This is a genomic window from Pseudomonas sp. MWU347 (assembly GCF_017947305.1).
In the GTDB taxonomy this organism is placed as follows: domain Bacteria; phylum Pseudomonadota; class Gammaproteobacteria; order Pseudomonadales; family Pseudomonadaceae; genus Aquipseudomonas; species Aquipseudomonas putida_A.
Window position 1 is genome coordinate 219,407 of the sequence record NZ_JAFGZB010000009.1, and the last position, 26,447, is coordinate 245,853.

Consider the following 26,447-nt stretch of genomic DNA (forward strand, 5'->3'; position numbering starts at 1 on the left):
AAAACAGTGGGTCCGGGCAATCGCCCGGACGCCTATCGCAATACAGGTAATCCCAATGACTTCTCTTTCTACAGAACAACGCGGCTGGAGCGCCGTGCTGGCCATGTCGCTGGCCGCCTTCGCCCTGGTCGCTTCAGAATTCATGCCGGTCAGCCTGCTGACGCCGATTGCCGCCGAACTGCACATCACCGAGGGCCAGGCCGGGCAGGGGATTTCCGTGTCCGGTGCATTCGCCCTGATGACCAGCCTGGTGATTGCAGCGGTCGCTGCTCGCGTCGAGCGCAAGAAGCTGTTGCTGGGTCTGACCTTGCTGATGATCGTCTCGGGGACGGTGGTCGCGTTCGCGCCGGGCTATCCGTCGTTCATGGTCGGGCGGGCCCTGATCGGCATCGCCATTGGCGGTTTCTGGTCGTTGTCGGCGGCAACCGCGATGCGTCTGGTGCCGCCTGACCAAGTGTCCCGGGCACTGGCGATCGTCAACGGCGGAAACGCGCTGGCGACGGTAATTGCCGCTCCGGCGGGGAGTTTCCTCGGCGCGTTGATAGGCTGGCGCGGCGCGTTCTTCTGTGTGGTTCCGGTCGCCGCGCTGGCGGCCGTGTGGCTGCTGATCAGTCTGCCGTCCTTCAAGCTTGAGCGTCAGGCCGGTAGCGGTAATGCCCTGCGGTTGATGAAGCAATGGCCGGTCGCCTTGGGAATGGTCGCCGTCAGCGTATTTTTCATGGGGCAGTTCATGCTTTTCACTTACCTGCGTCCCTTTCTGGAGGTCGTCACCGGGGTCAGCGTTGCAACCCTGTCGTTAATGCTGCTGGGGCTGGGGCTTGCCGGTTTCATCGGGACCTTTGTGATCGAAAGATTCCTCGGCACCGGCCTGTACCGCACGCTGACAGTTATCCCGCTGATAATGGCGGTCATTGCATTGGCGCTGGTCAACTTCGGTGCTTCGCCGTTGCTGACTGCGTTGCTGCTCGGACTCTGGGGGCTGGTCGCCACGGCGGCCCCCGTGGGCTGGTGGACATGGCTGGCGCAGACGCTGCCGGAGGATGCCGAAGCCGGCGGAGGCTTGCTCGTGGCCATCGTGCAACTGGCCATCGCCGGAGGGGCCATCGTCGGTGGCCTGGCGTTTGATCTGAGCGGTTATAAAGCCACCTTCGAGCTGAGCGCGGCGGTGTTAGTGATTGCGTCGGTGCTCGCCTGGTGCGCCGGTCGCAGTGCGACTGAAGTTCATCTGGTCGAGTCGAACGCGGCCGGCTGACGAGTTCAGCCGGCCGCCGGGGGGCTCGTTGTCATTTGAGCGTAACGACGACCTTGCCCTTGGCGCGCCCCTGCTCGATGTACTTCAACGCCTCTGCCGTCGAGGCAAACGAGAAGCTGCGGTCAATCACCGGTCGGATGATTGCCTCCTCGACCAGCGTGGCAATTTTTTGCAGTTGCGCACCATTGGCCCGCATGAAGACGAACGTGTAGTTGACCGCCTGCTTGCGCGCCTTGCGCCGGATACCGAAGCTCAACAGGCGCATGACCTGTTGCAATGGCCAGGACAAGCCTTGTTCTTGGGCGAACTGTGCAGTGGGCGGGCCCGAGATGGAAATGAGCTGGCCGCCGGGCTTCAGGACCTTGAGTGATTTTTGCAAAACGTCCGGGCCAAGGCTGTTCAACACCACGTCGTAGTCGTGCAGGACGCTTTCGAAGTCTTGCTGTTTGTAGTCGATGACCAGATCGGCCCCCAGTGCCTTGACCCATTCGACGTTCGCGGTGCTGGTGGTCGTGGCGACGAAGGCGCCGAGGTGTCTGGCCAACTGGATGGCAATGCTGCCAACACCACCGGAACCCGCGTGAATCAGTACTTTCTGACCCTTTTTCAGTTGTGCGGTTTCGATCAGTACTTGCCACGCCGTCAACGCGACCAAAGGCAGGGACGCGGCTTGTGCCATGCTGGTATTGGCAGGTTTTCGTGCGACCGCGTTTTCGTCCACGGCGATCCATTCGGCGAACGTTCCGATCCGCGTTTCCGGCGGGCGAGCGTAAACCTCGTCTCCCGGTTTGAACCGCGTCACCTGTGAGCCAACCTCAACCACGACACCCGCCAGATCATTGCCCAGTATGAGCGGTAATGCATAGGGCAGAATCAGCTTGAACTCGCCACTGCTGATCTTCGAATCCAGCACATTGACGCTGCTGGCGTGTACCTCGATCAAGACATCACGGACACCCACCACAGGGGCAGACGCTTCGCCAATGCGCCCGGTGTTCTTTCCATAGCGATCAATCAGAAATGCTTTCATCGTAGTGCGGCTCTTGGCGGTTGTAAGGAGGGTAGCTGGCGCGTTGCGGTGTTGCTGCGCCGTGTCGTCAGGCGTCGAGGAATGCCTGCGCCTTGGCGACAAAATCAACGCAGTGCTGGAAAATCCCGCCGTGGCCGGCATCCTCATAAATCACCAGTTGTGCGTTGGGAATACGCTTGGCCAGCGCCATCGAGTTGACGCTGGGCACCATGATGTCGCTGTCGCCGTTAACGATCAGTGTGGGCATGCGCAAGCGTCCGAGGTCTTGCGGCGGCTGTTGGCCCCACGCGGTGATCGCTTTCAACTGGCGCAGAAAAGCGCTCGGTGTCGGGCCTTTGTCGCGATTGTTTTTGCGTGCTTTCAGGCGTTGCAGATACTGCGCGGCAGATCGACGGCCATTGGCTGTCGAGGTGAAGAACAGGTAGACCTTGGGATCGCGCAAGGTCAGCAAGCCTTTGAGGATCAATGGCCACGTCACCGAACCGACCTTGTCGATACCGCTGCCGCCGGCCGGACCGGTACCGGTCAGAATCAAGCGACGCACCCGATCAGGCGCCTTCAGGGCAATGTCCTGAGCAACGAAGCCGCCGAGCGAGAATCCCAGTACATCAACGGTTTCCAAGCCCAGCGCCCGGATCAACTGAATGGCATCGTCTGCCATTTCACCGACAGTCAGTGGCGCGGTTCCACCAGAGCCGCCAATACCGCGATAGTCAGTGGTAATGACGCGTCGGGTTCGTGCCAGGCCATCAATGATCGCGGGATCGAAGTTGTCCAGCACGGCGCCCCAATGGTTGAACAGCACCAGCGGCACGCCGATCGCGGGGCCGATGTCGCGGTAAGCGAAGCGCACGCCGTTGACCGTGATCGACTGGTTCGCCGCGTTGCTGAATGGCGTCGACACGCCAGTGTGGTTATTTGCCAGGGTTTGATTCATTTCTGCTCCGGATCGCGGGCCGGATTCGATGCAGTGACTTGCGTCTGTATCGAATCCGCCGCGCGTGTTCGCTACCAGACAATCACTGTGGGTCGAGGTAGCGCTGGGCAACCGCAGACTGACGGATTTGCCCGATCAGGCCCTGACGGGCGCCTTGCAGATCATCCCAGCGTTGCGCTTCGTGCAGCGGCGGGATGGTCACCGGTTCGCGACGATCGAAGCCGACCAGAGCGGCATCCACCAGATCGCCCACTTCCATGATGTCGCTCAAGGTGTTGATGTCGATGCCGGAGCGATCCCAGATCTCCGTACGGGTGGCGGCGGGGAGTACGGCTTGCACGTAGACGCCCTGAGGTGACAGTTCCAGGCTCAGTCCCTGGGACAGGAACAGGACGAAGGCCTTGGTCGCACCGTAGACGGTCATGCCGAACTCCGGTGCCAGACCCACCACCGAACCGATGTTGATGATCGCGCCGTCACCGGCCTTGACCAGACGTGGAGCGATGGCGCTGGCCAGGCGCACCAGTGCGGTGGTGTTGAGGGCGACCAGTTGCGCAACGCCGTCGGTGCTTTGGTCGATGAAGTTACCGGAGAGGGCGGCGCCGGCGTTATTGACGAGGATGCCGATACGGGCGTCCTCGCGCAGGCGGTTTTCAACGGTGCTCAGATCAGCGAGTTGGGTCAGGTCCGCCGGGATCACATCGACGGTGACGTCGTGTTCGCTGCGCAAGCGGGCTGCAAGTGCGTCCAGGCGTGCCTGGTCGCGGGCGACCAATACCAGATCGTGGCCGCGTTGCGCGAAGCGCTCGGCGTAGACCGCGCCAATGCCGGTGGAGGCGCCAGTGATCAGAACAGTAGGGCGAGTGCTCATGGGGGATCTCTCTTTCAGGGTGTGAGAAACAGAACGCGCTCAGTTGGCGCTGACGCTTGATTCAGCCAGCGTCGGGTAGTCGATGTAGCCCGCCGCACCGCCGCCATAGAGGGTGGCGGGATCGAACGCGGACAACGGCGCGCCCTGCTTGAGGCGCTCCACCAGATCCGGATTGCCAATGAACGGGCGACCGAAGGCGATCAGGTCGGCCTGGTCATCGGCGAGCTTCGAGGTCGCCAGGTCCAGGTCATAGCCGTTGTTGGCGATGTAGGTGTTTTTGAAGCGCTGGCGCAGTGCGCCGAAGTCGAAGGGCGCCACGTCGCGCGGGCCACCGGTCGCGCCTTCGACCACGTGCAGATAAACCACGCCGAGGGCATCGAGTTGCTCGGCGAAGTAATCGAATTGCGCCTGCGGATCGCTGCTGGAGACGCCGTTGGCCGGCGACACCGGAGACAGGCGCACACCGGTGCGATTGGCGCCGATTTCATCAACGACGGCCGCCGTCACTTCAAGCAACAGACGCGCCCGGTTTTCAATCGAGCCGCCATACGCATCGGTACGCAGATTGGCGCTGTCCCTGAGGAATTGATCGAGCAAATAGCCGTTCGCGCCATGAATTTCCACGCCATCGAACCCGGCGGTAATCGCGTTTGCCGCAGCCTGGCGAAAACCGTTGACGATGCCCGGCAGTTCGCTGGTCTCCAGCGCGCGCGGCGCCGAGACATCTTCAAAGCGATTGTTGACGAAGACTTTGGTGGCGGCGCGTAGCGCAGAAGGGGCCACGGGGGCGGCGCCGTTTTCTTGCAGATCAACGTGCGACACGCGGCCGACATGCCACAGTTGCAGAAAGATTTTTCCGCCCTTGGCATGGACTGCATCGGTCACCTGGCGCCAGCCGTCAATCTGCGCCGGCGTGTAGATTCCCGGGGTGTCCTGATAGCCCTGACCTTGTCGGGAAATCTGCGTGGCTTCACTGATCAGCAAACCTGCGCTGGCCCGTTGGCTGTAATAGGTGGCGGCGAACTCGCTGGGTACGAAGCCTGCGCCTGCACGGTTGCGAGTCAGCGGTGCGAGGACGACGCGGTTCGACAGCGTCAGGTCGCCAAGTGTGTAAGGGGTGAACAGAGTCTGGTTACTCATCTGGTATTTCTTCCGTGCCCGTTGGTGGAGATCGGTGTGCGTGCAATTAGGATGATGATCGAAATCTAAACTGTCAACGGTTTTGATTATGACCAGCATCTATGTATGATTGGCACAATCATTCCCAATGAACACGAGGTACTGCACGTGCGAGTGACCAAGGCCCAGGCGCAGGCCAATCGAGAACACATCGTCGAGACCGCTTCCGAGCTGTTCCGTGAGCGTGGCTTTGACGGCGTCGGTGTGGCGGATCTCATGGCGGCTGCCGGTTTCACCCACGGTGGTTTTTACAAGCATTTCGGCTCCAAGGCCGACCTGATGGCTGAAGCCGCGTCCTGCAGTCTTGCCAAGTCGCTGGCAGGTGCCGAAGCGCTCGACGTGCCAGGCTTCATCGATGTCTATGTGACGAGAGAACATCGCGATGGACGTGGCAGCGGTTGCACCATGGCCGCGCTGTGTGGCGACGCGGCGCGTCAATCGGATGAGGTGAAAACGACGTTTGCCGAAGGGATCGAGCGCACCCTGCAGACCCTCGGAGACAAATATCCAACCGGGCCGGACGCCGTGGTGGGCGAGGGGAGAAAGAAAATGATCGACCTGCTGTCGCGGGCTGTCGGCGCGATTGTGCTGTCGCGCGCCTGTCCGGATGATTCCGCGCTGGCTGACGAGATCCTTGAGGTGTGCCGCGCTGAAATGCTGGCTTCGTTGCCGGTTGACGAAGAGGTGGTCTGAGGCGGTGCTCGCTCAGTAAACCCAGTACAAAATCGCCCGTCGATCAGCGGCCAACCAACGGCCCGCCACTCAAAAAAGGCGCCGTCAAATCGCAGATTGACGGCGCTTCCTGCTCAGATCCAGACGTCGTTGTCAGCCGTGCGCTCGCCACCTTCGTGCCCGGTGTTACGCACACCCCGAGGCTCGATCATCATCAGGCGCGCTTCTCCTTCCGCTGCCGTCCGATGTTCGATCCCGCACGGCACGACGTACAGCTCACCCGGTTCGACGTATACGCGGCCATGGGGCAGGTCGATCCGCAGCGTGCCCTCGATCACAATAAAGGCCTCATCGGTTTCCGGGTGGGAGTGCCAGATGAATTCACCTTCGATGCGAACCACTTTGAACTGGTAGTCATTCATTTCGGCGACCACACGGGGGCTCCACTGCTGATCGATCAGCGCGGATTTCTGCGCCAGATTGATGGCGTGCAGTGCTGGTACTTTGCTGGTATGTGGCATGACAAATCCTCTATCAGATAGAAGTCGTCAGCCTAGCGAAGGCGCTATTGGCGATGCTTGTACGATCCTGCAAGTTGCCTTTGCCCCAGGACGCGTTCCAGCCAACGCGACGGAGATACCCCATAAGTGCGGGTGAAGTGCCGGGTCATATGACTTTGGTCGTGAAAACCCGCAGCCAGTGCGGCATCCACCAGCGAGAATCGGTCAAGCAGCAACGTGCGCAATATATCCAGGCGACGCAGGGTCACGAAGCGATAGGGGCTGGTGCCAAACAGCACTCTGAAGTCCCGAGAGAGGCTCCATCTTTCACGGCCGCTGGCGCGCTCCAGCATTTCCAGCGTAATGCTCTGGTGCAGGTGAGCCATGATGAATTCCCTTGCGCGCTCGGCTGCCGGGTAATCGAGCAGTTTGCGCCCGCGAGGTTTGCCGGCCACGGTGCGCAGGGCCATTGCCAGATCAAACAGGGCGTCCTGTTCTTCCAGCGGATCAAGTGAGTAATCCATCGCCTGGACGAACGCTTCGCTGGCGCGATACAGGCGTGGGTCGCTGGACAGACCGCCGGCGATGAAGGGTAGCGGTTCACCCTTCAACACCTGCTGAATCAAAGCCGGATCGATATAGGCCATTCGATAGCGAAACCCCGCTTCGGTCCCGGCCATGCCATCGTGCAGTTCATCAGGATGCAGGAGCAAGGTATTTCCCGGTAAGCCGTGGCGCAGGCTGCCCTTGTAGTGAAAGCTTTGCACGCCAGAGAGTGTGCGACCGATCGAGTAAGTATCGTGCCGATGTGGGTGGTAGCCATGGCCGCCAAACCGGGCTTCGATACGTTCTATCCGCCCCGGTTGAGTGCTGCGCACTACCCAATCGGAATCTGGATCTGGTCTGGGCTGTTCCATGGTTTCACTGTCTCTGAGAGAAGCCTGCTGCGAGCGATGATAGCCAACCTGATCGAAAGCAGGGTGTCACCGTTGCCCTCGCGTATTTTGCGCCAGACGCTCACGCCAGTTGCCACCGTGATTACGCTGGCACGCCTCCTCGGAGTCGAAACGCACGTTGCGCTCTGAAGGGGACAGGTCGATATCGGCTTCCCTCAGCGCAGTGGCCGTCAGTTCGAAGAGGCGTGCCTTGGCGTTAGTCAGGGCGAGGTTTTTGTCGGCTTCGGTGTCGAACACCCAAATGACATTCAGGGTCGCCGCCAATGCGTTCAGGTCAGCGGTGTGAGTCAGCCAGGTGAAGCCCTGGATTTCAGCTTTTGCGGCTTCACATGCGTCGGTGAGCGTGGCAATCAAGCGCCGCTCGATCCGCGCCAGTTCTCGTTTTCCAGCAGGCATTGCAGATCCTTTGACGACAGTGGTGGTGTGGTCTCACTGTAATTGCTGAGGTTCACAAATTCTCATATCCAACCCGAATACCCTGTGGGAGCGAGCTTGCTCGCGAAAGCGGTAGGACTGTGATGTCAGTGTTGCCTGACCTGGCGCCTTCGCGAGCAAGCCCGCTCCCACAAAGGTTGCTGTGAACCGGGATGTCCCTGTCCAGCACAGATCCCACAAAGTTTGCTGGTGATTGCGGATGCCCATGTCCAACACAAATCTTTGTGGGTATGTGGCGTCAGTCTAGATCGCTGGCCTGATGTCGCTCCGCAACCTGGCTCGCCTCGTCACCCCAGGTGCGATTGACCCGCTGGCCACGCTTGACTGCCGGGCGCTCGGCGATTTCTTCTGCCCAGCGTTGTACGTGGGTGTATTCGTGAGCCGCTAGAAATTCGGCGGCCGCATACACGTTGTTGCGCACCAGTTGCCCGTACCACGGCCAGACCGCGATGTCAGCGATGGTGTAGCTGTCGCCGGCCAGGTAACGGCTTTCCTTGAGGCGTCGGTCGAGCACATCGAGCTGACGCTTGGCTTCCATGGTGAAGCGGTTGATCGGGTATTCGAGCTTCTCCGGCGCATACGCGTAGAAGTGCCCGAAACCGCCGCCCAGATAAGGTGCGGCGCCCATCTGCCAGAACAGCCAGTTCAGGGTTTCCGTGCGGCCGGCGGGATCTTTCGGCAGGAAGGCGCCGAATTTCTCTGCCAGATACAGCAGGATCGAACCGGATTCGAATACCCGAATCGGCGGCTGTACGCTGTGGTCGAGCAGCGCCGGAATCTTCGAGTTCGGATTGATCTCGACAAAACCGCTGGAGAACTGATCGCCCTCGTTGATGCGGATCAGCCACGCGTCGTACTCGGCCTCGGTGTGCCCCAGTGCGAGCAATTCTTCCAGCAGGATGGTCACCTTGACGCCATTGGGCGTCGCCAGTGAATACAACTGCAGCGGGTGTTTGCCCACGGGCAGGGTCTTTTCATGCGTCGGCCCGGCAATCGGGCGGTTGATGCTGGCGAAATGGCCGCCGGACGGCGCTTCGTGTTTCCAGACTTTGGGCGGTACGTAGGGCGCTTTACTCATGAAATGGGCCTCATGGTGAACTTGCCGAGAATGACCTGACGGGTATCAGACCAGACAGCATAAACGCTCTAGCTCAAGACTGCGCAACCCCCGGAATGATCAAACACGCCGCCAGACCCATCAACGCGATCCCGATGACCTTGTCGAGGAGCCGCTGTTTTTCCAGCAGGCGCCGGCGTAACCGTTCGGTGGAGAAAAACAGCGCGACCAGGCTGAACCACAGCCAATGAATGACCGACATGAACAGGCCATAGGCGAAGTTCATCGTCAGCGAACTGCCTGGCTCCACCACCTGACTGTACGCCGCCACCACGAACAACATGGTTTTCGGATTCAGTGCATTGGTCAGAAAACCTGAGCAGAACACCTTCCAGGCACGGGGTGCCGAAGCGCTCGCATCGGCAAATGTCAGAACAGATTTATTGGTAAAGGATTTGATGCCCAGATAGACCAGGTAGCCGGCACCCAGCAGTTTCATCATCCAGAACAGCAGCGGCGATTGGGTGATGATCAGCGCCACCCCGAACACCGTGTAGAACACGTGAACCTGCACGCCACAGGCGATGCCCAGCGCAGCCAGCAAACCACTGCGCCGCCCGTAGGTATAACTGTTGCGAGTGACCATGGCAAAGTCCGGGCCGGGGCTGATCACCGCCAAAAGGGTGATGGCGATTACCAGAAACAATTCATTCATCCCTACGCTCCATTTGCACTACTTGATTTCACAGATGCAAAGTCCGCAGACATTTCTTCCAAAAGCCTGGAAGGATGCAGCAGGCATTGAGTGGCGCAATGATGGAGAATTGTCACTGGCAAAAAAAACGATTTATAGTCGCGAAAATCTGTGAGAAATCATCGCCTATATGAACCTGCCTCCGCTGGCTGCCTTTCGCTTCTTCAACACCGCCGCCCAGACCCAGAGTTTCGTCAAGGCCGCCGAGCTGCTGCACGTCACCCACGGCGCGGTCAGCCGTCAGGTGCGCTTGCTGGAGGAGGCGATCGGGGTCGAGTTGTTCGAGCGGCGTAACCGCGCGATTTTTCTCAATCACGCGGGACGCTTGCTGTTCAACGTCACCGCGCCGATGTTCGAGCAATTGCAGAACACGGTTTATCGCCTGCAGCGTGAAGTCCACGACGATGTGCTGGTGGTGTCCTGCGAGCCAACCATCGCCATGAAGTGGTTGATCCCGCGCTTGCCTGACTTCCACAGCGCACACCCACAGTTGCAGGTGCAATTGCTGACGGCCGGCGGACCGATCGACTTCGCTCGTTCAGGCGTGGATCTGGCGATCCGCCGTGACGATTTCCATTGGGACGAGACCGTGCACGGCGTGACCATTTGCGAGGAGTGGATCGGTCCGGTTTGCGTGCCGTCCAGTCGTCCTGACGGCGATCATTTGCGCGGCGCCTGCCTGCTGCACAGCAAGACCCGCCCGCAGGCGTGGGACAACTGGATGCGACAGACCCGGATCAGCGCGGCAGGGGGCAGTCGGGTCGATTACGAGCATTTCTACCTGTGCATTCAGGCCGCGCTGGCCGGGCTGGGCGTCGGTATGGCGTCGTTTCTGATGGTGCAGGACGAACTCAAATCCGGCCAGTTGATCGCGCCGTTCGGCTTCGTTCGCGACGGTTCGAGTTATTGCCTGCTGTCACCGCGACCCTTCGAACAGAGTGCCAATGCCATGCTTTTTCGCGAGTGGATTACCCAGCAGATGAGTGCGTGCAGCCAATGGCTCGGGGGTGATCTGAAGCCTTGAAAGTGCAAGAGCTGCTGTGGATCAACCAGCTTGCACTGGCCAGCGCCTATTCAAGTGCTCCGTCAAATAATCCATGAAGGCTCTAACCTTCGGCGTCATCGCTGCTCGTTCCTGCACGCATGCATAGATGTCCATCGGTTCGACATGCCCGTGGGTTTCACCCGGGAGATCTTCGAACAGTTGCACCAGTTGACCGCTCTCGAGATAGGGCGCAGCGACGAATTCGGCCAGGCGCGTGACACCTGCGCCGTTGACTGCCATTTGCGCCAGCGCGTCGATGTCGTCGCTGATGGCGGTGGCGTTGATCGGGGCGTCGTAGTGCTGGCCGTCTCGGATGAAACCCCAGCGCAGAAAGCGCCCATCCAGTGGATAGCGGAATGCTAGGCAGGCGTGATGCTGCAGGTCTTGCGGTGTTTGCGGTACGCCGGCGCGCGCAAAGTAGGCGGGAGCGGCGCAGAAGACGAAGGGCAGGGACACGATCCGGCGCGCGACGATACCGTCTTCCAGTTGCGGCTTGATCCGCAGGCTCAGGTCGATGCCGTCCTGGATGTGATTGATCTTGCCGTTGGTGGTCGACAGCTCGACCAGCAGGCGCGGATGCAGCGCGGCGAAACTGGCGAGTAACGGCGCCAGGACGTGGCGGCCGAACGCGCTGGTGGAGGCGATGCTCAAACGCCCTTGCAGTTCGCTTTCATCGCCGACGATCGCACTTTGCGCCGACTCCAGATCAGCCGCGATGCGTCGGACCTTTTCGTAATACAGCGCACCATTTTCGGTGAGGGCCATGCTGCGGGTGGTGCGTTGCAGCAGGCGAACGCCGAGGTGCGTTTCCAAGCGATTGAGGGTCTGGCTGACCGCGGCCGCACTGACGCCCAGGGTCTTGGCGGCGCCGACGATGGAGCCTGCTTCGACCACTTTGATAAAACTGGCAATCGCCGCCAACAGATTCATCCGTGTCCCGCCGCGTGGGTTTGATTCGTAAGTTGTGCTTTATAAAGTACCTGTGGCGGGCCGTCTAGTTGAGGGCAGGGGGCTTTGCTAAGGTGCCGGCTCCCTGTCAATGGATGGAAAAGCCATATGAATCAAAGAACCACTACCGATGCCTTGTATCTCGGTCGACGCAAGCTTTCTGCACGGGCGACGCCGTATGTGTTTGCGTTGTACATGGCGACGATCATGGCGTTCCTGATGTCGCTGGTGATCACTGCGGCCAACTCCGGGATTGATAACGACTACCTGAGTAATGCGCTGCACGCCTACAAGCTGGCGATGCCGGTGGCTTTCCTTTGCATCCTCGTGGTGCGGCCGATCGTGATCAAACTGGTGGCGATGACGGTGCATCCGCATCGTTGATGAGCCCCGATCTTTGATCTTCAAAAACAACAGCAAAAGATCGCAGCCTGCGGCAGCTCCTGCAGGGATCGGCTCGGCAACGCCGTCGGGTAAAAACAATCGAAACTTCGCGGGCGACCCGACTGTCCAGACCCATGTACCGCCCGGCGGATATCTCGCCGGGCAGGCTTCATGCATCGGTGACAGGCGAGGAACGAGATGACGACGACAGTGGGAGATTTTCTGGTTGAGCGGCTCAGCCAATGGGGCGTCACGCGGATTTTTGGTTATCCGGGGGACGGCATCAATGGCGTGTTCGGCGCGCTCGCCCGAGCCAATGGCAAGATCGAATTCGTTCAGGCGCGGCACGAAGAAATGGCCGCTTTCATGGCCTCGGCCCACGCCAAGTTCACGGGCGAGTTGGGTGTGTGCATCGCCACTTCGGGACCGGGTGCCTCGCACCTGATCACCGGCTTATACGACGCACGCATGGATCATCAACCGGTGCTGGCGATTGTCGGCCAGCAGGCTCGGACGGCGCTCGGCAGTCATTACCAGCAGGAGCTGGACCTGGTCTCGATGTTCAAGGATGTGGCCGGGGCGTTTGTGCAGCAGGCGTCGGCACCGTCGCAGGTGCGGCATTTGCTCGATCGCGCCGTGCGCACGGCGGTTGGCGAACGGCGGGTGACGGCGATCATCCTGCCCAATGATCTGCAGGATCTCGAGTACGAGCCACCGGCGCGGGCGCACGGCACCGCGCATTCCGGCGTCGGTTACACCAAGCCGAAAGTGCTGCCCTACGAGGCCGATCTGCAACGCGCCGCCGACGTTTTGAACAGTGGCGAAAAAGTCGCGATTCTGGTGGGCGCTGGCGCGTTGCAGGCGACGGATGAAGTGATCGCCATCGCGGAAAAACTCGGTGCTGGCGTCGCCAAGGCGTTACTCGGCAAGGCTGCGCTGCCGGACGATTTGCCGTGGGTCACTGGTAGCATCGGCCTGCTGGGCACCGAACCGAGCTACAAGATGATGCACGAGTGCGACACCTTGCTGATGATCGGCTCGGGTTTCCCCTATGCCGAGTTCCTGCCCAAGGAAGGTCAGGCGCGTGGCGTGCAGATCGATCTGCAGCCAGACATGCTCAGCCTGCGTTATCCGATGGAGGTCAATCTGGTCGGCGACTCCGCCGAAACCCTTGCTGCACTGCTGCCGTTGCTCGAACAGAAAACTTCGCACAAATGGCGCAGGAAAATTGAAGGCTGGCGCAGCACCTGGGAAAAGACCCTGGAAAAACGCGCGATGTCCAAAGCCGATCCGATCAATCCGCAGCGGGTGGTGTATGAACTGTCACCGCGCCTGCCGGATCAGGCGATCATCACCAGCGACTCGGGTTCCTGTGCCAACTGGTACGCCCGTGACCTGAAAATTCGCCGCGGCATGCAATGTTCGTTGTCCGGTGGCCTGGCCTCGATGGGCGCTGCCGTGCCATATGCGATCGCCGCCAAGTTCGCCCATCCCGAGCGCGCGGTGATTGCGCTGGTGGGTGACGGCGCGATGCAGATGAACAACATGGCGGAGCTGATCACCGTCGCCAAATACTGGCGCCAGTGGGACAGTCCGAAGTGGATCTGTGCGGTGTTCAACAACGAGGATCTGAATCAGGTCACCTGGGAGCAGCGGGTGATGGAGGGCGATCCGAAGTTCGAAGCCTCGCAAAGCATTCCCGACGTGCCGTATCACCTGTTCGCCATTTCCATCGGCCTGAAAGGAATTTTCGTCGACCGCGAAGAAGACGTCGCCGCGGCCTGGGAACAGGCGCTGGCCTCGGACGTACCGGTGCTGATCGAGTTCAAGACCGACCCCAACGTGCCGCCATTGCCGCCGCACATCAAGCTCGAACAGGCGAAGAAATTTGCCACGACCTTGCTCAAAGGCGACCCGGACGAGGCGGGCGTGATCGTGCAAGCCGCCAAGCAAGTACTGGCCAGCGTCCTCCCCGGCAAAAAATAATCGTGTAGGCGCTTGTCGCGCTCCAAATCTGTGAGCGCCGCTGATCCCTGTGGGAGCGAGCTCGCTCGCGAAAGCGTTGTGTCAGGCACAGCGTTTGTGGATGTATCGACGCCTTCGCTGGCAAGCCAGCTCCCACAGGTATTCCGCCGTGCACCAAAGCTGTGAGCGCCGCTGAAACCTGTGGGAGCGAGCTTGCTCGCGAAAGCGTTGTGTCAGGCACAGCGATTGTGGAGGTGTCGACGCCTTCGCTGGCAAGCCAGCTCCCACAGGTATTTCGTCGTGCTCCAAATCTGTGAGCGCCGCAGAACCCTGTGGGAGCGGGCTTGCTCGCGAAGGCGTTGTGTTAGGCACAGCGTTTGTGGATGTATCGACGCCTTCGCTGGCAAGCCAGCTCCCACAGGTATTTCGTCGTGCTCCAAATCTGTGAGCGCCGCTGAACCCTGTGGGAGCGGGCTTGCTCGCGAAAGCGGTGTGTCAGGCACAGCGATTGTGGATGTGTCGACGCCTTCGCTGGCAAGCCAGCTCCCACAGGTATTTCGTCGCGCTCCAAATCTGTGAGCGCCGCTGAACCCTGTGGGAGCGAGCTTGCTCGCGAAAGCGTTGTGTCAGGCACAGCGTTTGTGGATGTATCGACGCCTTCGCTGGCAAGCCAGCTCCCACAGGTATTTCGTCGCGCTCCAAATCTGTGAGCGCCGCTGAACCCTGTGGGAGCGAGCTTGCTCGCGAAGGCGTTGTGTCAGGCACAGCGTTTGTGGATGTATCGACGCCTTCGCTGGCAAGCCAGCTCCCACAGGTATTTCGTCGCGCTCCAAATCTGTGAGCGCCGCTGAACCCTGTGGGAGCGAGCTTGCTCGCGAAAGCGTTGTGTCAGGCACAGCGATTGTGGATGTATCGACGCCTTCGCTGGCAAGCCAGCTCCCACAGGTATTCCGTTGTGCCAGAAATCTGTGAACGAGACCGTGGAGATTTTCATGCGTGAAGCGGCGAAGGGGCTTTTTTGATGTTTATCGGTTGCGCGGGCTGGAGCCTGGGGCGTGAGTATTGGCCGCAGTTTCCGGCCGAGGGCACGCATCTGCAGCGTTATGCCGCGCGGTTCGACTGTGTGGAAATCAACAGCTCGTTCTATCGCCCGCATCGGCGTCAGACCTATGCGCGCTGGGCGGATTCGGTGCCGCCGGGTTTTCGTTTTTCGGTGAAGGTGCCAAAGCAGATCACGCATGAATTGCGTCTGCAAAACTGTGAGCAAGCGCTGGACGAGTTTCTCGGGCAGTGCGAAGGCCTGGCCGATCGGCTGGGGTGTTTGCTGGTGCAACTGCCGCCGTCGCTGGCCTTTGAGCCGGCACGCGCAGAGGCGTTTTTCGTGGCGTTGCGCCAACGCTTCGCCGGTGACGTGGTGCTTGAGCCACGGCATGAGTCGTGGGTGGTGGCGGCGCCGATGTTGCAGGCGTATCGGATTTCCCAGGTCGTGGTCGATCCGTCGCGGATCAGTACCGACGGTTCGGCGCAGGGCTGGGCGGGTGTGCGCTATTGGCGACTGCATGGCGCGCCACGGATTTATCACAGTGCCTATGAGTTGCCATATTTGCAGCAGCTGGCGCAGGACATGCGGCTCTGCGCTGCTGAAGGCGCCAGCGTCTGGTGCATTTTCGACAACACCGCCAGTGGCGCCGCGCTGGGCAACGCGATGACACTGGCGGCGCTGATCCGGGCCTGAATCAGGCTGACAAGTGTTCGTACAGAATGGTCGCGCCGACGATCATCAACACCACACCACCGACGATTTCCGCACGCTTGCCGACCACCGCACCGAGCACCCGACCAAGCATCACGCCAATGGTCACCATGGTCATGGTCGCCAAGCCGATGGCCGCTGCCGCCACCCAGATATTCACGTCGACAAACGCCAAGCCGACGCCGACCGCGAGGGCGTCAATGCTGGTGGCGAACGCGGTGACCGCCAGAATCAGGAACGAGTGCTGACCGGGTTTTTCTTCTTCCTCGTCTTCGTGTTTCAGGCCGTTGTAGATCATGTGCAGACCGAGAATCAGCAGCAGGGTGAAGGCGATCCAGTGGTCCCATTCGGCGACCCAGCGGGTGGCAGCCTGGCCGATCAGCCAGCCGATGATCGGGGTGATGGCCTCGATCACGCCGAAGATCAGACCGGTGCGCAGCGCTTCGGTCAGACGTGGTTTGTGCAGGCTGGAGCCTTTGCCGATGGCTGCGGCGAACGCGTCCGTGGACATGGCCAGAGCGAGAAATATGAGGGAAACAGGATTCACGGGGGCACACTTCCAGTCGGGCTATGAGTCAACGACACAACCACACGCCCGACTTCAGGCATGGATGTGTCGTCGGTCTCACCAACCAAAAGGTGTTCGTACCACGGCAGGTTGCCGAGAATGTTGATACGAACGCTTCCGAGGGACTCGGAAACAGGCTACTCCCCAACGAGGCTGCGGATCTTATGGGGGCAAACATGAAAATTTTGTCAAAAGCATTGAGGCGATCGATCAACACCAGACTCTGTGGCGAGGGAACTTGTCGAATCGTCGCACCGTCCCGCCGGGTCGCGCAGCGGCCCTTTCTTTGCCGAACAGCAGAAGGCCTGCTGCGCAGTCCAGCGGGAGCAAGCTCCCTCGCCACAATGCTTGTGCAGGGTTCGGGCGATGTTATTGACTCGAGAGCTCATTGATCCGCAACTCCGCACACAACCCGCCCTGCGGTCGGTTGTACAGCTGCAACGTGCTGCCGATCTTGCTGACGATCATCTGCACGATCGCCAGCCCCAGTCCGGCGCCATTGCCGTGGCCGTGGCTGTAGAAACGCTCGAACAGCCGCGCGTATTCCTGCTCGTTGATCCCGGGCCCGCTGTCCTCGACGCTGATGTACACCGCGCCGCCCGCCTGCGGTTGCACCTGGACCCGTACCTCGCTGCCCGGCGGGGCGAAATTCAGCGCGTTGGTCACCAGGTTCTGCAAGGCGATGGCGAGGGCCACCGGGTCGGTGTCGACCGGGCAGTGGTGGTCGCTGTCGAGGATCAGTTCGACGTCTTTTTCCAGGGCCAGCGGTGCCAGTTCGGCGAGCTCTTCGCGCACCAGTTCGGTCAGTTCCACGCTGCGGGTTTCGGGATTGGCCAGGTGCGGTTCGATGCGCGCCATGGTCAACAATTGACTGGCGATACGCGTCGCCCGATCCACCGCGCTGACCAGATACTCCAGCGCTTCTTCGCGTTGTTGCGGGGTCGCCGCCAGTTGCGCGTTTTGCGCGTGGATCCGCAGAATCGCCAGCGGTGTGCGCAGCTCATGGGCGGCGTCGGCAATGAAGCGCCGCTCACGCGCCAGCAGATTGTCGATCTGCTGCAACAGGCGATTGAGCGCGGTCTGCATTGGTTCCAGATCGTGGGGCAGGGGGCTGAGGTGCAGCGGTTTCAGGGTCTCGGTGTCGCGGCCGCGAATGCTTTGCGCCATGGCGCGCAGCGGTTGCAGGCCCCAGCCGATGGTCAGCCGGATCAGCGCGGCCAGCAACGGTACGCCGATCAGGCTCGGCCAGACGGTGTGGCCGACGATGCGCTCGATCAGATCCTGGCGGATGTCGTCGCGCTCGCCGACCCAGATCAGCAACCCTTGTTGCGAATCCTTGAGCAGAAACGCGCACCAGTCGCGGCCATTCTCCATCAGGTCATGCGAGCCGAGAGTGGTGGGCGGTGCGGCAAGCTCCGGCGCTTCGGCCGAGCGCACCAGCAATTGGCCGTCGCTGCGCCACACCTGAAAGGTCAGACGGGTTTCGTACGGGTGCGCAGCCTCGCCGTCGCCGACCCGGCTCATGGCTTCATCGAAGGCCTGATAGAGCCGGCTCCAGTCGTTGTCGCCGGGCGCGCGCTGGGCCAGCACGCCTTGCAGCAGGCGTGCGCTTTGTGCCAGTTGGGCATCGTAGACTTCTTCGATTTCATGGTGACTGTCGCGCAGCACCAGCCAACTGATCAGCAGGTCGCCGATCAATACCAGAATCAGCACCGGCACCAGAATCCGCGCGCGTATGGAAATCATGGTTTGAGCTCCACCACATAGCCGACACCGCGCACGGTGCGGATCAATTCGCTCGAGAGTTTTTTGCGCAGGTTATGGATCAGCACTTCGAGGGTGTTGCTCTCGACCCGATCCTGCCAGCCATACAGCGCTCGCGACAGGCGCTCGCGGGTGACGACCTTGCCCGGGCGGGCCATCAGTTGGTGCAGCAGTTGATACTCCATTGGCGTCACCACCACGTCGGTGCCGTGCCAAGTGACCTGCTGCGTGACCGGATCGAGACACACCCCGGCATGTTCAAGCACCGGCTGCGCACGGCCCTGACTGCGGCGCAGCAATGCGCGAATCCGCGCTTTCAGTTCATCGACGTCGAACGGTTTGATCAGGTAGTCGTCGGCGCCGGCATCCAGTCCGGCAATGCGTTCGGCAGTGCCGTCGCGGGCGGTGAGGATCAGCACCGGCAAGTCCTGTTGTTCACCACGCAAGCGTTGCAACAGCGCGAGGCCGTCGAGCCGTGGCAGGCCGAGGTCGAGCAGCAGCAAGTCGAAGCTCTCACTGCGCAGGGCGTGCAGGGCGCTGGCCCCGTCCTGCAACCAGTCGAGGGTGTAGCCTTCGCTGCCGAGGGCAACGCGAATGCCTTGACCGAGGGCGCGATCATCTTCGACCAGCAATAGGCGCATAACGGATTCTCTTGAGGAAATACGGCGGTTGACCGGCGGCATCATGCCGCTGTGCAGCCAGCTGTGGCAGCTGACCCGACGGGAAAGATGTAACGACTCGTTGCCAACTAAGCTTCGACTAAGGTTGCTTTTGCACAGTGAGGCCTTCCTCATCGAGCGAGAGTGTTTCCATGCGCAAACTTCTGCTGTTGTCCCTCATCGTTGCCAGCCCATTGGCGGTCGCCGGCCCGCAATGCACCACCGCCGAACGCTCGCAATGGCAAGACCAGAAAGCCTTTCAGGAGCAGCTCAAGGCTCAGGGCTACGAGATCAGCAAGTTCAAGGTCACCGACGGCAACTGCTACGAGATCTACGGTTTCGACAAGGACAAGCGCAAGGTCGAGATCTACCACGACCCGGTCAGCGGCAAAGCGGTGAAAACCGAGATCAAGGGCTGATGCCGAGCACGTCCGTGCGCCTGTGGGACCCCGTGGTGCGGCTGTTTCATCTGTCCATCGCGGGCGTCTTCGTCGCCAATTACTTCTTCAATGAAGCCGGTGACGCCTGGCACGTCTGGCTCGGCTATTACGCCATGGGCTGGCTGCTGGTACGGCTGGTGTGGGGCTTCGTCGGACCGCGCAGTGCGCGTTGGGCGGATTTCTGGCCGACGCCGACGCGGCTGATCGCCCATGCGCACTCGCTGATTGCCGGACGGCCCGAGCATCGCCTCGGGCATTCGCCGATGGGTGCGCTGGTGATGCTGTTGATGTTGCTGGCGATGTTCATCGCCGGTTTGAGCGGCTGGGCCATGGAAGAGATCGACGCCTTGTGGGGCGCCGATTGGCCGTTGCAGGTGCACGAAACCGCTACCGACATCTTGCTGGTGCTGGTGTGTCTGCACATCGCCGCCGCGCTGTTCGAAAGTTTTCTGCTGCGCGACAACTTGCCGTTGTCGATGCTCACCGGACGCCGACGGCGCTTGCCGGACGATCCTCCGCGCTGACAGGGATGTTTTGCCAATTGCCCTCCATCCTGTTTTTGCCGTGAGTCCACTATGCGTGCGCTTCCCGATCGCTTGAAATTTGTCCTCGGCGGACTGGCCGTGAGCCTGGTTTTCTTTGGTGCCTGGCGCAGTCATCCGGCTCATGTGCTGGCGCCATTTGCCGAGGCCACGCCGCCGGTCGATGCTTCGCTGCAGGCACCGGAGCCGCTGTACAGCAGTCGCTTCGTCTCCTCGCAACTGAATGATTTCGTGCACTCCTCGTCGGTGACCGCACTGCCGGGCGGTGACCTGATGGCGGTGTGGTTCGCCGGTTCCCGCGAAGGCGCCGCCGACGTGCAGATCCGTACTGCACGCTATGACGCCAACACCGCGGAGTGGGGCGCCGAGCAGGTGTTGGCCACCCGCGAATCAACCCGCGACGGCACCCGCCGCTACATCCGCAAACTGGGCAATCCGGTGATCGCCCTCGCGCCGGATCAACGGTTGTGGATGTTTTATGTCTCGGTATCCGTGGGCGGCTGGGCCACCAGTGCGATCAACGTGATGGTCTCGGATGATGTCGGGCGCAACTGGTCGGCGCCGCGCCAGTTGATCACTTCACCGTTTTTCAACATCAGCACGCTGGTGCGCGCTGCGCCGGTGTTCCATGCCGACGGCTCGATCGGCCTGCCGGTGTATCACGAGTTCATGGGCAAATTCGCCGAGTACCTGTACCTGAGCGCCGACGGCGCGGTGATCGACAAATTCCGTATCAGCCGTGGCAAGCATTCGTTGCAGCCGACCATTGTGCCGCTGGACGGAAAACGTGCCGTGGCTATGCTGCGTTATGCCGGCGACACGCATCATCGAGTGCTGGCCAGCCGCACCGAGGACGCCGGGCAGACCTGGAGCGAGCCGTATCCGCTGGAGCCGGCCAACCCCAATTCATCGCTCGCGGCAGTCGGCACTGGCGACAACGGTCTGCTGGTGGCGCTGAATGATCTGCAGGACGGGCGCTTCAAGCTCAGCCTGTATGGCACCGATGCCAATCTGAACAACTGGCGCAACGTGATCGAGCTCGATCAGTCGCCCGATCCGCTCGGCCAGCCGTTCGCCCCCGAAGCCTACAAGGCGATCATCGGCGAAGGCTTTCGTGCTTCCAGTGGTGCCCGGCGCTTGCCGCTGGAGCAACGCTTTCTGAGCAATCTGGATTACCGGGTATGCAAGCCGCAGGGCTGTGATTTCGAGTACGAGTATCCGTACTTCAGTCGCGGCAGCGATGGCCTTTATCACCTGGTGTATTCGTGGAATAACACCTTCATCAAACATGTCAGCTTCAACGAAGCGTGGCTGGAGGAGCGCCTGTGATGCTGATTCTCTGGCAAGCCCATTTGACGTTCATCCTGCTCGGTTTTGTCCTGCTGGGTTCGTTGCAATGCACACAACGCTGGCGTCCGTGGCTGCTGCCGCTGCTGGCAGTGGTCAGCTTCGTGCCGGTCAACGAGCTGCCCCTGGCGGCGTATGTGCGCAGTGTCACCGACGATCTGGCGATCACCACGCTGGTGCTGCTCGGCTGGGCCAGTCTGGTCCGACTGGGCGTGGTCGAGCGGCAGACATTGCCGGCACGGGTGCAGGTGCTGGTGCTGTTTACCGTGCTGGCCGCGCTGCTGTACCCGGCGACGATGGGCCTGACGTATTTCGATCCGTACCGTTGGGGCTTCAACCCACGGCCGATGATCGTCTGTATCGGCCTGCTGGCACTGGCGCTGTTGTGGCTGCGCAATACGCTGGCAGTGTCGATGCTTGCGCTGGGCACGCTGGCGTTCGCCTTGCGTCTCAAGGCCTCGGAAAACTATTGGGATTACCTGATCGATCCGCTGCTGCTGGGTTACTGCCTGATCGCCGCTGCAGCGCTGTGCATCCGTGAGGTCAGGCGTCTGCTGCGAGCCGCACCGGCCGGCGCGACATCTTCTATTTGAACCAACGACACTGAGGTCAATGATGGGCTGGTTGCAATCGCGACGCCTGCGCTATGGCGTGGGCGCGGCAGGTTTGGCGTTTTTGTTGTTTGCCGTGCTCAGGCTGGTGTTTGTGCTGGGGTTTTCCGGGATCGCGCCCAGCGAGTTCATCGGTAATCCGGCGCTGCGCGAAACCCTCGGGATCGGTTTGCGCTTCGACCTGCGCCTCGCCGTGTTGCTGATCCTGCCATTGGCGCTGCTGGCCTGGGTGCCGCGCTGGAACCTCACGCGTCTGCCGTGGTTGCGCTGGGTCGCGCGGATTTACTGGCTGCTGGCGCTCGGCGTTATCGGCCTGCTGTACATCATCGATTTCGGTCATTACGCCTACCTCGGCGTGCGGATCAACGCCACGGTGCTGCGTTATCTGGAAGATGCGCAAATCTCACAACAGATGGTTTGGGAAACCTACCCGGTGCTGTGGATTGCACTCGGCTGGCTGGCGGTGCTGGGCGTCTGCTTCTACGGACTTTCGAAGCTGGAACGGCTGACACTAGCCCGTGAAGCCAAGGTTATCCGGCGCTCATCGCTGGCATTCGGCACCGGGCTAAGCGTGGTCGTGGTGCTGCTGGCGCTGCTCGGTCGGGTCGACAATCTCAACCTGGAAAACCCGGTGCCGCTGCGCTGGAGTGATGCGTTCTTTTCCGGTAACGCGCAGATCGCCGCGGTCGGTCTGAACCCGGTGCTGTTCCTGTACGACACGCTGAAAACCGGGCAGGCGCAATTCGATGAGGCGCAGGTGCGCGAGCACTATCCGCTGATTGCCCGTTATCTGGGCGTGGATCGACCGGATCCGCAATCGCTCAACTTCGAGCGTCAGCAAGGCGTGCAGCCGTATCGGCTGCCGGGCACGCCGAACGTGATGTTCGTCATGCTCGAATCGCTGGGCACCAGCGCCGTTGGCGCCTACGGCAATCCGTTGAACCCGACGCCAAACCTCGATCAATTGGCGGCCCAAAGCTGGTTCTTCAAACACTTCTATGTGCCAGTCACCGGCACTGCGAAAACCGTGTGGGCGAGCATCACCGGCGTTCCCGACGTGACGCGCCGCGAGACAGCCACCCGTCATCCGCTGATCACCCGTCAGCACACGCTGATCAACGCGTTCACCGATTACCAGAAGCTCTACATGATCGGCGGCAACGCCGGCTGGGCCAATATCAATGCGCTGATCCAACAGAGCATCGACGGCGTGCGCCTGTATCAGGAAAGTGACTGGCGTTCGCCGCTGGTGGACGTGTGGGGCATTTCCGATCTGGATCTGTTCAAGGAGAGCGACCGCATCCTGCGCGACTTGCCGAAGGACCGACCGTTCTTCGCCTACGTGCAAACCTCGGGCAACCATCGGCCATTCACCATCCCCAAGGACAACGACGGTTTCGAGGTCAGCAACCTGTCGCTGGAGCAGGTGCAGGCCGCCGGTTCGCGCAGCGTCGAGCAGTACAATGCGGTGCGCCTGCTGGATTTCAATATCGGCAAATTGATGGAATTGGCCAAGGCTGGCGGCTATTACGACAACACGATTTTTGTGTTCTTCGGCGACCACAACACGCGTATCAGCCAGATCCCGCACATGCCGCCGGCGTTCGAGCAACTGGGCCTGGAAAGCAATCATGTGCCGATGCTGATTCACGCCCCGGGCATGCTTGCGCCGAAGGTCATCGAGGAGGCGGTGGGGCTGACGGATCTGCTGCCGACGGTGGCCGGGATGGCCGGCGTGCCGTTCCGCAATGGCGCAATGGGCCGCGATTTCCAGCAACCGGCGCCGGAAGGTGAGCGTGTGGTGCCGCTGGTGTTGCGCGAGGGGACGTTCCCGGTGATTGGCGGGGTGACCAAGGATTTCCTCCTGCAGATGCAACATGACGGCAGCTCACCGACCCTGCATGACCTGGCGTCGAAGACCCCGCTGGATAACGTCGCCGGGCAAAACCCCGAGGAATTCCAGCGCCTTTTGGAGTTGACGCGGGGCCTGCACGAGAGCGCACGTTTGATGCTGTACCGCAACGTGCGCTGACCGGGTGGGTGCCTGGTCAGCGCAGCGTTTTTAGCGGTTCAGGAACGCCAGCAGGTCTTCGTTCAGCGCTTCGGTGTGCGTTACGGCAAAACCGTGGGGCGCGCCGGCGTAGACTTTCAGCTCGGCGCCCTTGATCATCGCCGCCGCCTGTTTGCCGGTGGTTTCGAACGGCACGATCTGATCGCCGTCGCCGTGGATCACCAAGGTTGGTACGTCGATCTTCGCCATGTCCGGACGGAAGTCGGTTTCGGAGAACGCGGTGACGCAATCCACGGTGCCTTTCAGCGAGGCGAGCAGGGCGACGTTCAGGGTTTGCGTGAGCACGCCATCGGAGACTTTCTGGCCCTGATTGGTGCCGTAGAACGGCGCGGCGAAATCAGCGATGAATTGCGCGCGATCTTTGAGCAGACCGGCCTTGATCCCGTCGAACACCGAGGTGTCGACGCCCTGCGGGTAGTCGGCCTTCTTGCCGAACAGCGGCGTCACCGCACCGAGCAGTACCAGCCCGGCAACGCGCTCGCTGCCGTGGCGGGCGATGTAACGGCTGACGTCGCCGCCACCCATGGAGAAGCCGACCAGCGTCACGTCGCGCAGGTCGAGGTGGTTGATCAGTTGCGCGATGTCATCGGCAAAGGTGTCGTAGTCGTAGCCGGTCCACGGTTGATCGGAGCGCCCGAAACCACGGCGGTCGAAGGCAATCGTGCGGTAGCCGCGACTGCTCAGGTATTCCATCTGGTATTCCCACATGTCGGCATCCAGCGGCCAGCCATGGCTGAACAACACGGGCTTGCCGCTGCCCCAGTCCTTGAAATAGATCTGTGTGCCGTCATCGGTAGTGAATGTGCTCATGGGAACTCCTTGCTGTGGGCGATCGTTCGGAAGGCCGGATGCCGCAATGGCCGCCCATCACTATCGGCGCAATTCGCGGCTGTCACTTGTACGCAAGTGCTCAATTGCCATGGCGGGTGGCGTGGTTCTTTTCCAGCGTCACAGTTGTAAGATGCAACCACACGCCGGTTTTGATGGAGAAACACCCTGTGAAGCGCAAAAGCCTGCACGGCAACGCCTGCCCGGTCGCCCGTACGCTGGACCTGATCGGCGATTGGTGGTCGCTGCTGATCATCCGCGATGCGCTGGAGGGCATCCGCCGCTTCAGCGATTTTCAGAAGAATCTGGACATCGCCAAGAACATGCTCAGCGCCCGGCTCAAGGCCTTGGTCGAGCAGGGGATCCTGCAAACGGTGCCGGCCGCCGATGGCGGTGCCTATAAGGAATACGTGCTGACCGAACGCGGCAAGGCCTTGCAGACGGTGATCGTTGCGCTGTCGCAGTGGGGCGGGGAGCACCTGTATGCTCCGGGTGAGCCGGGTTCGGTGATGGTTGATGCAAAGGATCGTCAGCCAATTCGCAAACTGCAATTGATGTCGGCTGATGGCCGCTTGCTTGCACCGCATGAGGTGGCGACGGAGACAGACGTTGAACACTGACAGGCGAGCGCAACATAGGTTTGACGTCAAAATGATGGCCATCTAATATCGCGGCGTTGTTTTGATGTCATTCCCCGTCCTGCTTGTTCAATAGAGATTTCCGCGTGAATAAACGTGTGCTCGTTATGTTGACCCTGCTGCTCGCGCTGCCAGGCTGCCATTCCAATGTGCGTAACTCTTCCCCCAGCCTGCTGAAAGACGGCATCCAGTTGCATCAAGACCCGGTAGTGGTGGATGCCCAGCACGCCAAAGTCATCATGAAATCATCTGGGGGCACCTATCCGGTGGAGTTTTCCATTCGCCGCGCCGATGATCCCGACCGCCGCATGGAAGTGCTCGGCACCGTTGTGGATTCCGGTCGTGGCAAGGTGTTCGGCTGGATCGCCAAACTCAACGAAGTGGCCAACAGCGCCACGGTCAAACGCTTTCCGCAACTGGAAGCACAGGCCGATGCCGGCAAGCCGTTCGAGGTCTCGGGGTATTCGAGCAGCCGGGTGACCGCCGGCATTTATACCTGTGGGCCGCTGAAAAACACCTTCACTCCGCAGCAGGGCAAGGTGTACCAGGTGGAATTCCAGTTCTCCGGTGATCTCTGCGAGCAACACGTCTACGACGTTACCCAACCCCGGCAGCGCATTCCTGTAGCAGGTTGACCTTGCATACGCGATGCATCGAATTCAGTTGAAGTAAGGAAATACCAAGTGAAACGCAATCTCTGCCTGGCGCTCATCGTCCTGGCTGCAACACTGGGTGGCTGTGCCGCCAACAAACCGGGCAACGATCCATCCCTGATCGGTTCATGGAAAGGTATGCGGTCGGAAAACGGCAAGTGCCAGTTCCTGTCCTGGAAAAACAACTTCAAGCCTGACGGCACCTTCAACATTACTTTCTTCCGGGATGCCCAGCAGACCCAGCCGATCCAGACCGAACACGGTATCTGGAAGGCGGCCAATGGCAAGAACGAGTTGCGCACCGCCGGCGTGCCCCTGCCTGATACCTACACTTACACGCTGATCGATGCCGACACGGTGCATTACGTCAGTGTGGCGAAGGACCCTTCGGGCGATTGCCAGGAAGACTACGAGCTCACCGAGCACCGTATTCGCGGTTGAGTCGGTCTGCGCAAGAAAGGGGTGCATCCATTCTGGCCAATGGATGCGCCCCTTTTTTCATGGCTTAGCGGCTCCTGCTTCCTTTGTTAATTCCTTGATACAAACCCGACAAAAGGTTGAAACGATTGTTTGACGTCAAAATGATGG

General features: G+C 60.8%; 28 protein-coding genes and 1 riboswitch. Of the genes, 14 read left to right on the forward strand and 14 right to left on the reverse strand.

The window, feature by feature from the left end; translation table 11 throughout:
* Positions 1-55: 55 nt before the first annotated feature.
* Positions 56-1,252, forward strand: coding sequence for an MFS transporter (locus KCG87_RS20305; RefSeq protein ID WP_210558756.1), 1,197 nt, complete (start codon positions 56-58; stop codon positions 1,250-1,252).
* A 31-nt stretch (positions 1,253-1,283) separates the two neighbouring features.
* Here KCG87_RS20305 and KCG87_RS20310 read toward each other — a convergent pair whose 3' ends face one another.
* The 4 genes from KCG87_RS20310 to KCG87_RS20325 form a co-directional block, all read right to left on the reverse strand.
* Entirely contained in the window at positions 1,284-2,282 is a 999-nt protein-coding gene (locus KCG87_RS20310; RefSeq protein WP_210558757.1) for an NADP-dependent oxidoreductase, read from the reverse strand.
* Positions 2,283-2,349: 67 nt separating this feature from the next.
* Entirely contained in the window at positions 2,350-3,219 is an 870-nt protein-coding gene (locus tag KCG87_RS20315) for an alpha/beta hydrolase (protein WP_210558758.1), read from the reverse strand.
* A gap of 82 nt (positions 3,220-3,301) precedes the next feature.
* Positions 3,302-4,090, reverse strand: coding sequence for an SDR family oxidoreductase (locus KCG87_RS20320; RefSeq protein WP_210558759.1), 789 nt, complete (start codon positions 4,088-4,090; stop codon positions 3,302-3,304).
* Between the two features lie 39 nt (positions 4,091-4,129).
* Complete coding sequence (locus KCG87_RS20325) at positions 4,130-5,230, reverse strand: alkene reductase (RefSeq protein WP_134786644.1); 1,101 nt, start codon at positions 5,228-5,230, stop codon at positions 4,130-4,132.
* 105 nt (positions 5,231-5,335) lie between these two features.
* On the opposite strand from KCG87_RS20325, the gene KCG87_RS20330 reads away from it, so the two are divergent.
* Entirely contained in the window at positions 5,336-5,962 is a 627-nt protein-coding gene (locus KCG87_RS20330; RefSeq protein ID WP_135296023.1) for a TetR family transcriptional regulator, read from the forward strand.
* A 113-nt stretch (positions 5,963-6,075) separates the two neighbouring features.
* Here KCG87_RS20330 and KCG87_RS20335 read toward each other — a convergent pair whose 3' ends face one another.
* From KCG87_RS20335 to KCG87_RS20355, 5 genes are all read right to left on the reverse strand, one after another.
* Positions 6,076-6,462: a cupin domain-containing protein gene (locus tag KCG87_RS20335; protein WP_098964329.1), complete on the reverse strand. Its 387-nt coding sequence runs from the start codon at positions 6,460-6,462 to the stop codon at positions 6,076-6,078.
* A gap of 44 nt (positions 6,463-6,506) precedes the next feature.
* The gene (locus KCG87_RS20340; protein ID WP_135296022.1) at positions 6,507-7,358 is read right to left on the reverse strand and encodes an AraC family transcriptional regulator; all 852 of its coding nucleotides are present in this window, start codon (positions 7,356-7,358) and stop codon (positions 6,507-6,509) included.
* A 66-nt stretch (positions 7,359-7,424) separates the two neighbouring features.
* A complete protein-coding gene (locus KCG87_RS20345) occupies positions 7,425-7,793 on the reverse strand; it encodes a hypothetical protein (protein ID WP_210558760.1) in 369 nt (122 codons plus the stop codon).
* Positions 7,794-8,070: 277 nt separating this feature from the next.
* Positions 8,071-8,910 carry a glutathione-dependent disulfide-bond oxidoreductase gene (yghU, locus tag KCG87_RS20350; RefSeq protein WP_134786641.1) on the reverse strand — a complete coding sequence of 280 codons (840 nt, stop codon included), beginning with the start codon at positions 8,908-8,910 and terminating at the stop codon, positions 8,071-8,073.
* 73 nt (positions 8,911-8,983) lie between these two features.
* On the reverse strand, positions 8,984-9,604 hold the full coding sequence (locus KCG87_RS20355) for a LysE family transporter (protein ID WP_210558761.1): 621 nt from the start codon (positions 9,602-9,604) through the stop codon (positions 8,984-8,986).
* Between the two features lie 169 nt (positions 9,605-9,773).
* On the opposite strand from KCG87_RS20355, the gene KCG87_RS20360 reads away from it, so the two are divergent.
* Entirely contained in the window at positions 9,774-10,667 is an 894-nt protein-coding gene (locus KCG87_RS20360) for a LysR substrate-binding domain-containing protein (RefSeq protein ID WP_134786639.1), read from the forward strand.
* Positions 10,668-10,688: 21 nt separating this feature from the next.
* Here the strand turns inward: KCG87_RS20360 and KCG87_RS20365 are convergent, their stop codons facing one another.
* A complete protein-coding gene (locus KCG87_RS20365) occupies positions 10,689-11,618 on the reverse strand; it encodes a LysR family transcriptional regulator (RefSeq protein WP_134786638.1) in 930 nt (309 codons plus the stop codon).
* A 126-nt stretch (positions 11,619-11,744) separates the two neighbouring features.
* Here KCG87_RS20365 and KCG87_RS20370 point away from each other — a divergent pair, with 126 nt between their 5' ends.
* The 3 genes from KCG87_RS20370 (at position 11,745) to KCG87_RS20380 (ending at position 15,720) form a co-directional block, all read left to right on the forward strand.
* Positions 11,745-12,020 (forward strand): DUF2798 domain-containing protein, encoded by a 276-nt coding sequence (locus tag KCG87_RS20370; protein WP_134786637.1) that lies wholly within the window; start codon positions 11,745-11,747, stop codon positions 12,018-12,020.
* Positions 12,021-12,218: 198 nt separating this feature from the next.
* Positions 12,219-14,006: a thiamine pyrophosphate-requiring protein gene (locus KCG87_RS20375; protein WP_210558762.1), complete on the forward strand. Its 1,788-nt coding sequence runs from the start codon at positions 12,219-12,221 to the stop codon at positions 14,004-14,006.
* Between the two features lie 1,000 nt (positions 14,007-15,006).
* On the forward strand, positions 15,007-15,720 hold the full coding sequence (locus KCG87_RS20380) for a DUF72 domain-containing protein (protein WP_210558763.1): 714 nt from the start codon (positions 15,007-15,009) through the stop codon (positions 15,718-15,720).
* Between the two features lies 1 nt (position 15,721).
* On the opposite strand, the gene mntP is transcribed toward KCG87_RS20380, so the two are convergent.
* The 3 genes from mntP to KCG87_RS20395 all read right to left on the reverse strand — a co-directional run bounded on the left by mntP (position 15,722) and on the right by KCG87_RS20395 (position 18,711).
* Complete coding sequence (gene mntP, locus KCG87_RS20385; RefSeq protein WP_134786634.1) at positions 15,722-16,285, reverse strand: manganese efflux pump MntP; 564 nt, start codon at positions 16,283-16,285, stop codon at positions 15,722-15,724.
* A gap of 6 nt (positions 16,286-16,291) precedes the next feature.
* A riboswitch (yybP-ykoY riboswitch) is annotated at positions 16,292-16,464 on the reverse strand.
* Positions 16,465-16,675: 211 nt separating this feature from the next.
* Positions 16,676-18,052, reverse strand: coding sequence for an ATP-binding protein (locus KCG87_RS20390; protein WP_210558764.1), 1,377 nt, complete (start codon positions 18,050-18,052; stop codon positions 16,676-16,678).
* Positions 18,049-18,711 (reverse strand): response regulator, encoded by a 663-nt coding sequence (locus KCG87_RS20395; RefSeq protein WP_123586662.1) that lies wholly within the window; start codon positions 18,709-18,711, stop codon positions 18,049-18,051. Before KCG87_RS20395 ends, KCG87_RS20390 begins: the two co-directional genes overlap by 4 nt.
* Before the next feature lie 170 nt (positions 18,712-18,881).
* Between KCG87_RS20395 and KCG87_RS20400 the strand changes: the two genes are divergently transcribed.
* The 5 genes from KCG87_RS20400 to KCG87_RS20420 are packed head-to-tail and all read left to right on the forward strand — an operon-like array spanning position 18,882 to position 23,701.
* Complete coding sequence (locus KCG87_RS20400) at positions 18,882-19,148, forward strand: PepSY domain-containing protein (protein ID WP_007960465.1); 267 nt, start codon at positions 18,882-18,884, stop codon at positions 19,146-19,148.
* Positions 19,148-19,693, forward strand: coding sequence for a cytochrome b/b6 domain-containing protein (locus KCG87_RS20405; RefSeq protein ID WP_210558765.1), 546 nt, complete (start codon positions 19,148-19,150; stop codon positions 19,691-19,693). Before KCG87_RS20400 ends, KCG87_RS20405 begins: the two co-directional genes overlap by 1 nt.
* Positions 19,694-19,744: 51 nt before the next feature.
* Entirely contained in the window at positions 19,745-21,040 is a 1,296-nt protein-coding gene (locus tag KCG87_RS20410; RefSeq protein ID WP_210558766.1) for a sialidase family protein, read from the forward strand.
* On the forward strand, positions 21,040-21,651 hold the full coding sequence (locus KCG87_RS20415; RefSeq protein WP_210558767.1) for a hypothetical protein: 612 nt from the start codon (positions 21,040-21,042) through the stop codon (positions 21,649-21,651). Before KCG87_RS20410 ends, KCG87_RS20415 begins: the two co-directional genes overlap by 1 nt.
* Positions 21,652-21,673: 22 nt before the next feature.
* A complete protein-coding gene (locus KCG87_RS20420; RefSeq protein ID WP_210558807.1) occupies positions 21,674-23,701 on the forward strand; it encodes an LTA synthase family protein in 2,028 nt (675 codons plus the stop codon).
* A 30-nt stretch (positions 23,702-23,731) separates the two neighbouring features.
* Here the strand turns inward: KCG87_RS20420 and KCG87_RS20425 are convergent, their stop codons facing one another.
* Positions 23,732-24,550: an alpha/beta hydrolase gene (locus tag KCG87_RS20425; protein WP_210558768.1), complete on the reverse strand. Its 819-nt coding sequence runs from the start codon at positions 24,548-24,550 to the stop codon at positions 23,732-23,734.
* A gap of 188 nt (positions 24,551-24,738) precedes the next feature.
* On the opposite strand from KCG87_RS20425, the gene KCG87_RS20430 reads away from it, so the two are divergent.
* The 3 genes from KCG87_RS20430 (at position 24,739) to KCG87_RS20440 (ending at position 26,300) form a co-directional block, all read left to right on the forward strand.
* Positions 24,739-25,188 (forward strand): helix-turn-helix domain-containing protein, encoded by a 450-nt coding sequence (locus tag KCG87_RS20430; protein ID WP_134786628.1) that lies wholly within the window; start codon positions 24,739-24,741, stop codon positions 25,186-25,188.
* A gap of 104 nt (positions 25,189-25,292) precedes the next feature.
* Entirely contained in the window at positions 25,293-25,841 is a 549-nt protein-coding gene (locus KCG87_RS20435) for a hypothetical protein (protein ID WP_210558769.1), read from the forward strand.
* Positions 25,842-25,889: 48 nt separating this feature from the next.
* Positions 25,890-26,300: a hypothetical protein gene (locus KCG87_RS20440; RefSeq protein WP_210558770.1), complete on the forward strand. Its 411-nt coding sequence runs from the start codon at positions 25,890-25,892 to the stop codon at positions 26,298-26,300.
* Positions 26,301-26,447 lie beyond the last annotated feature (147 nt).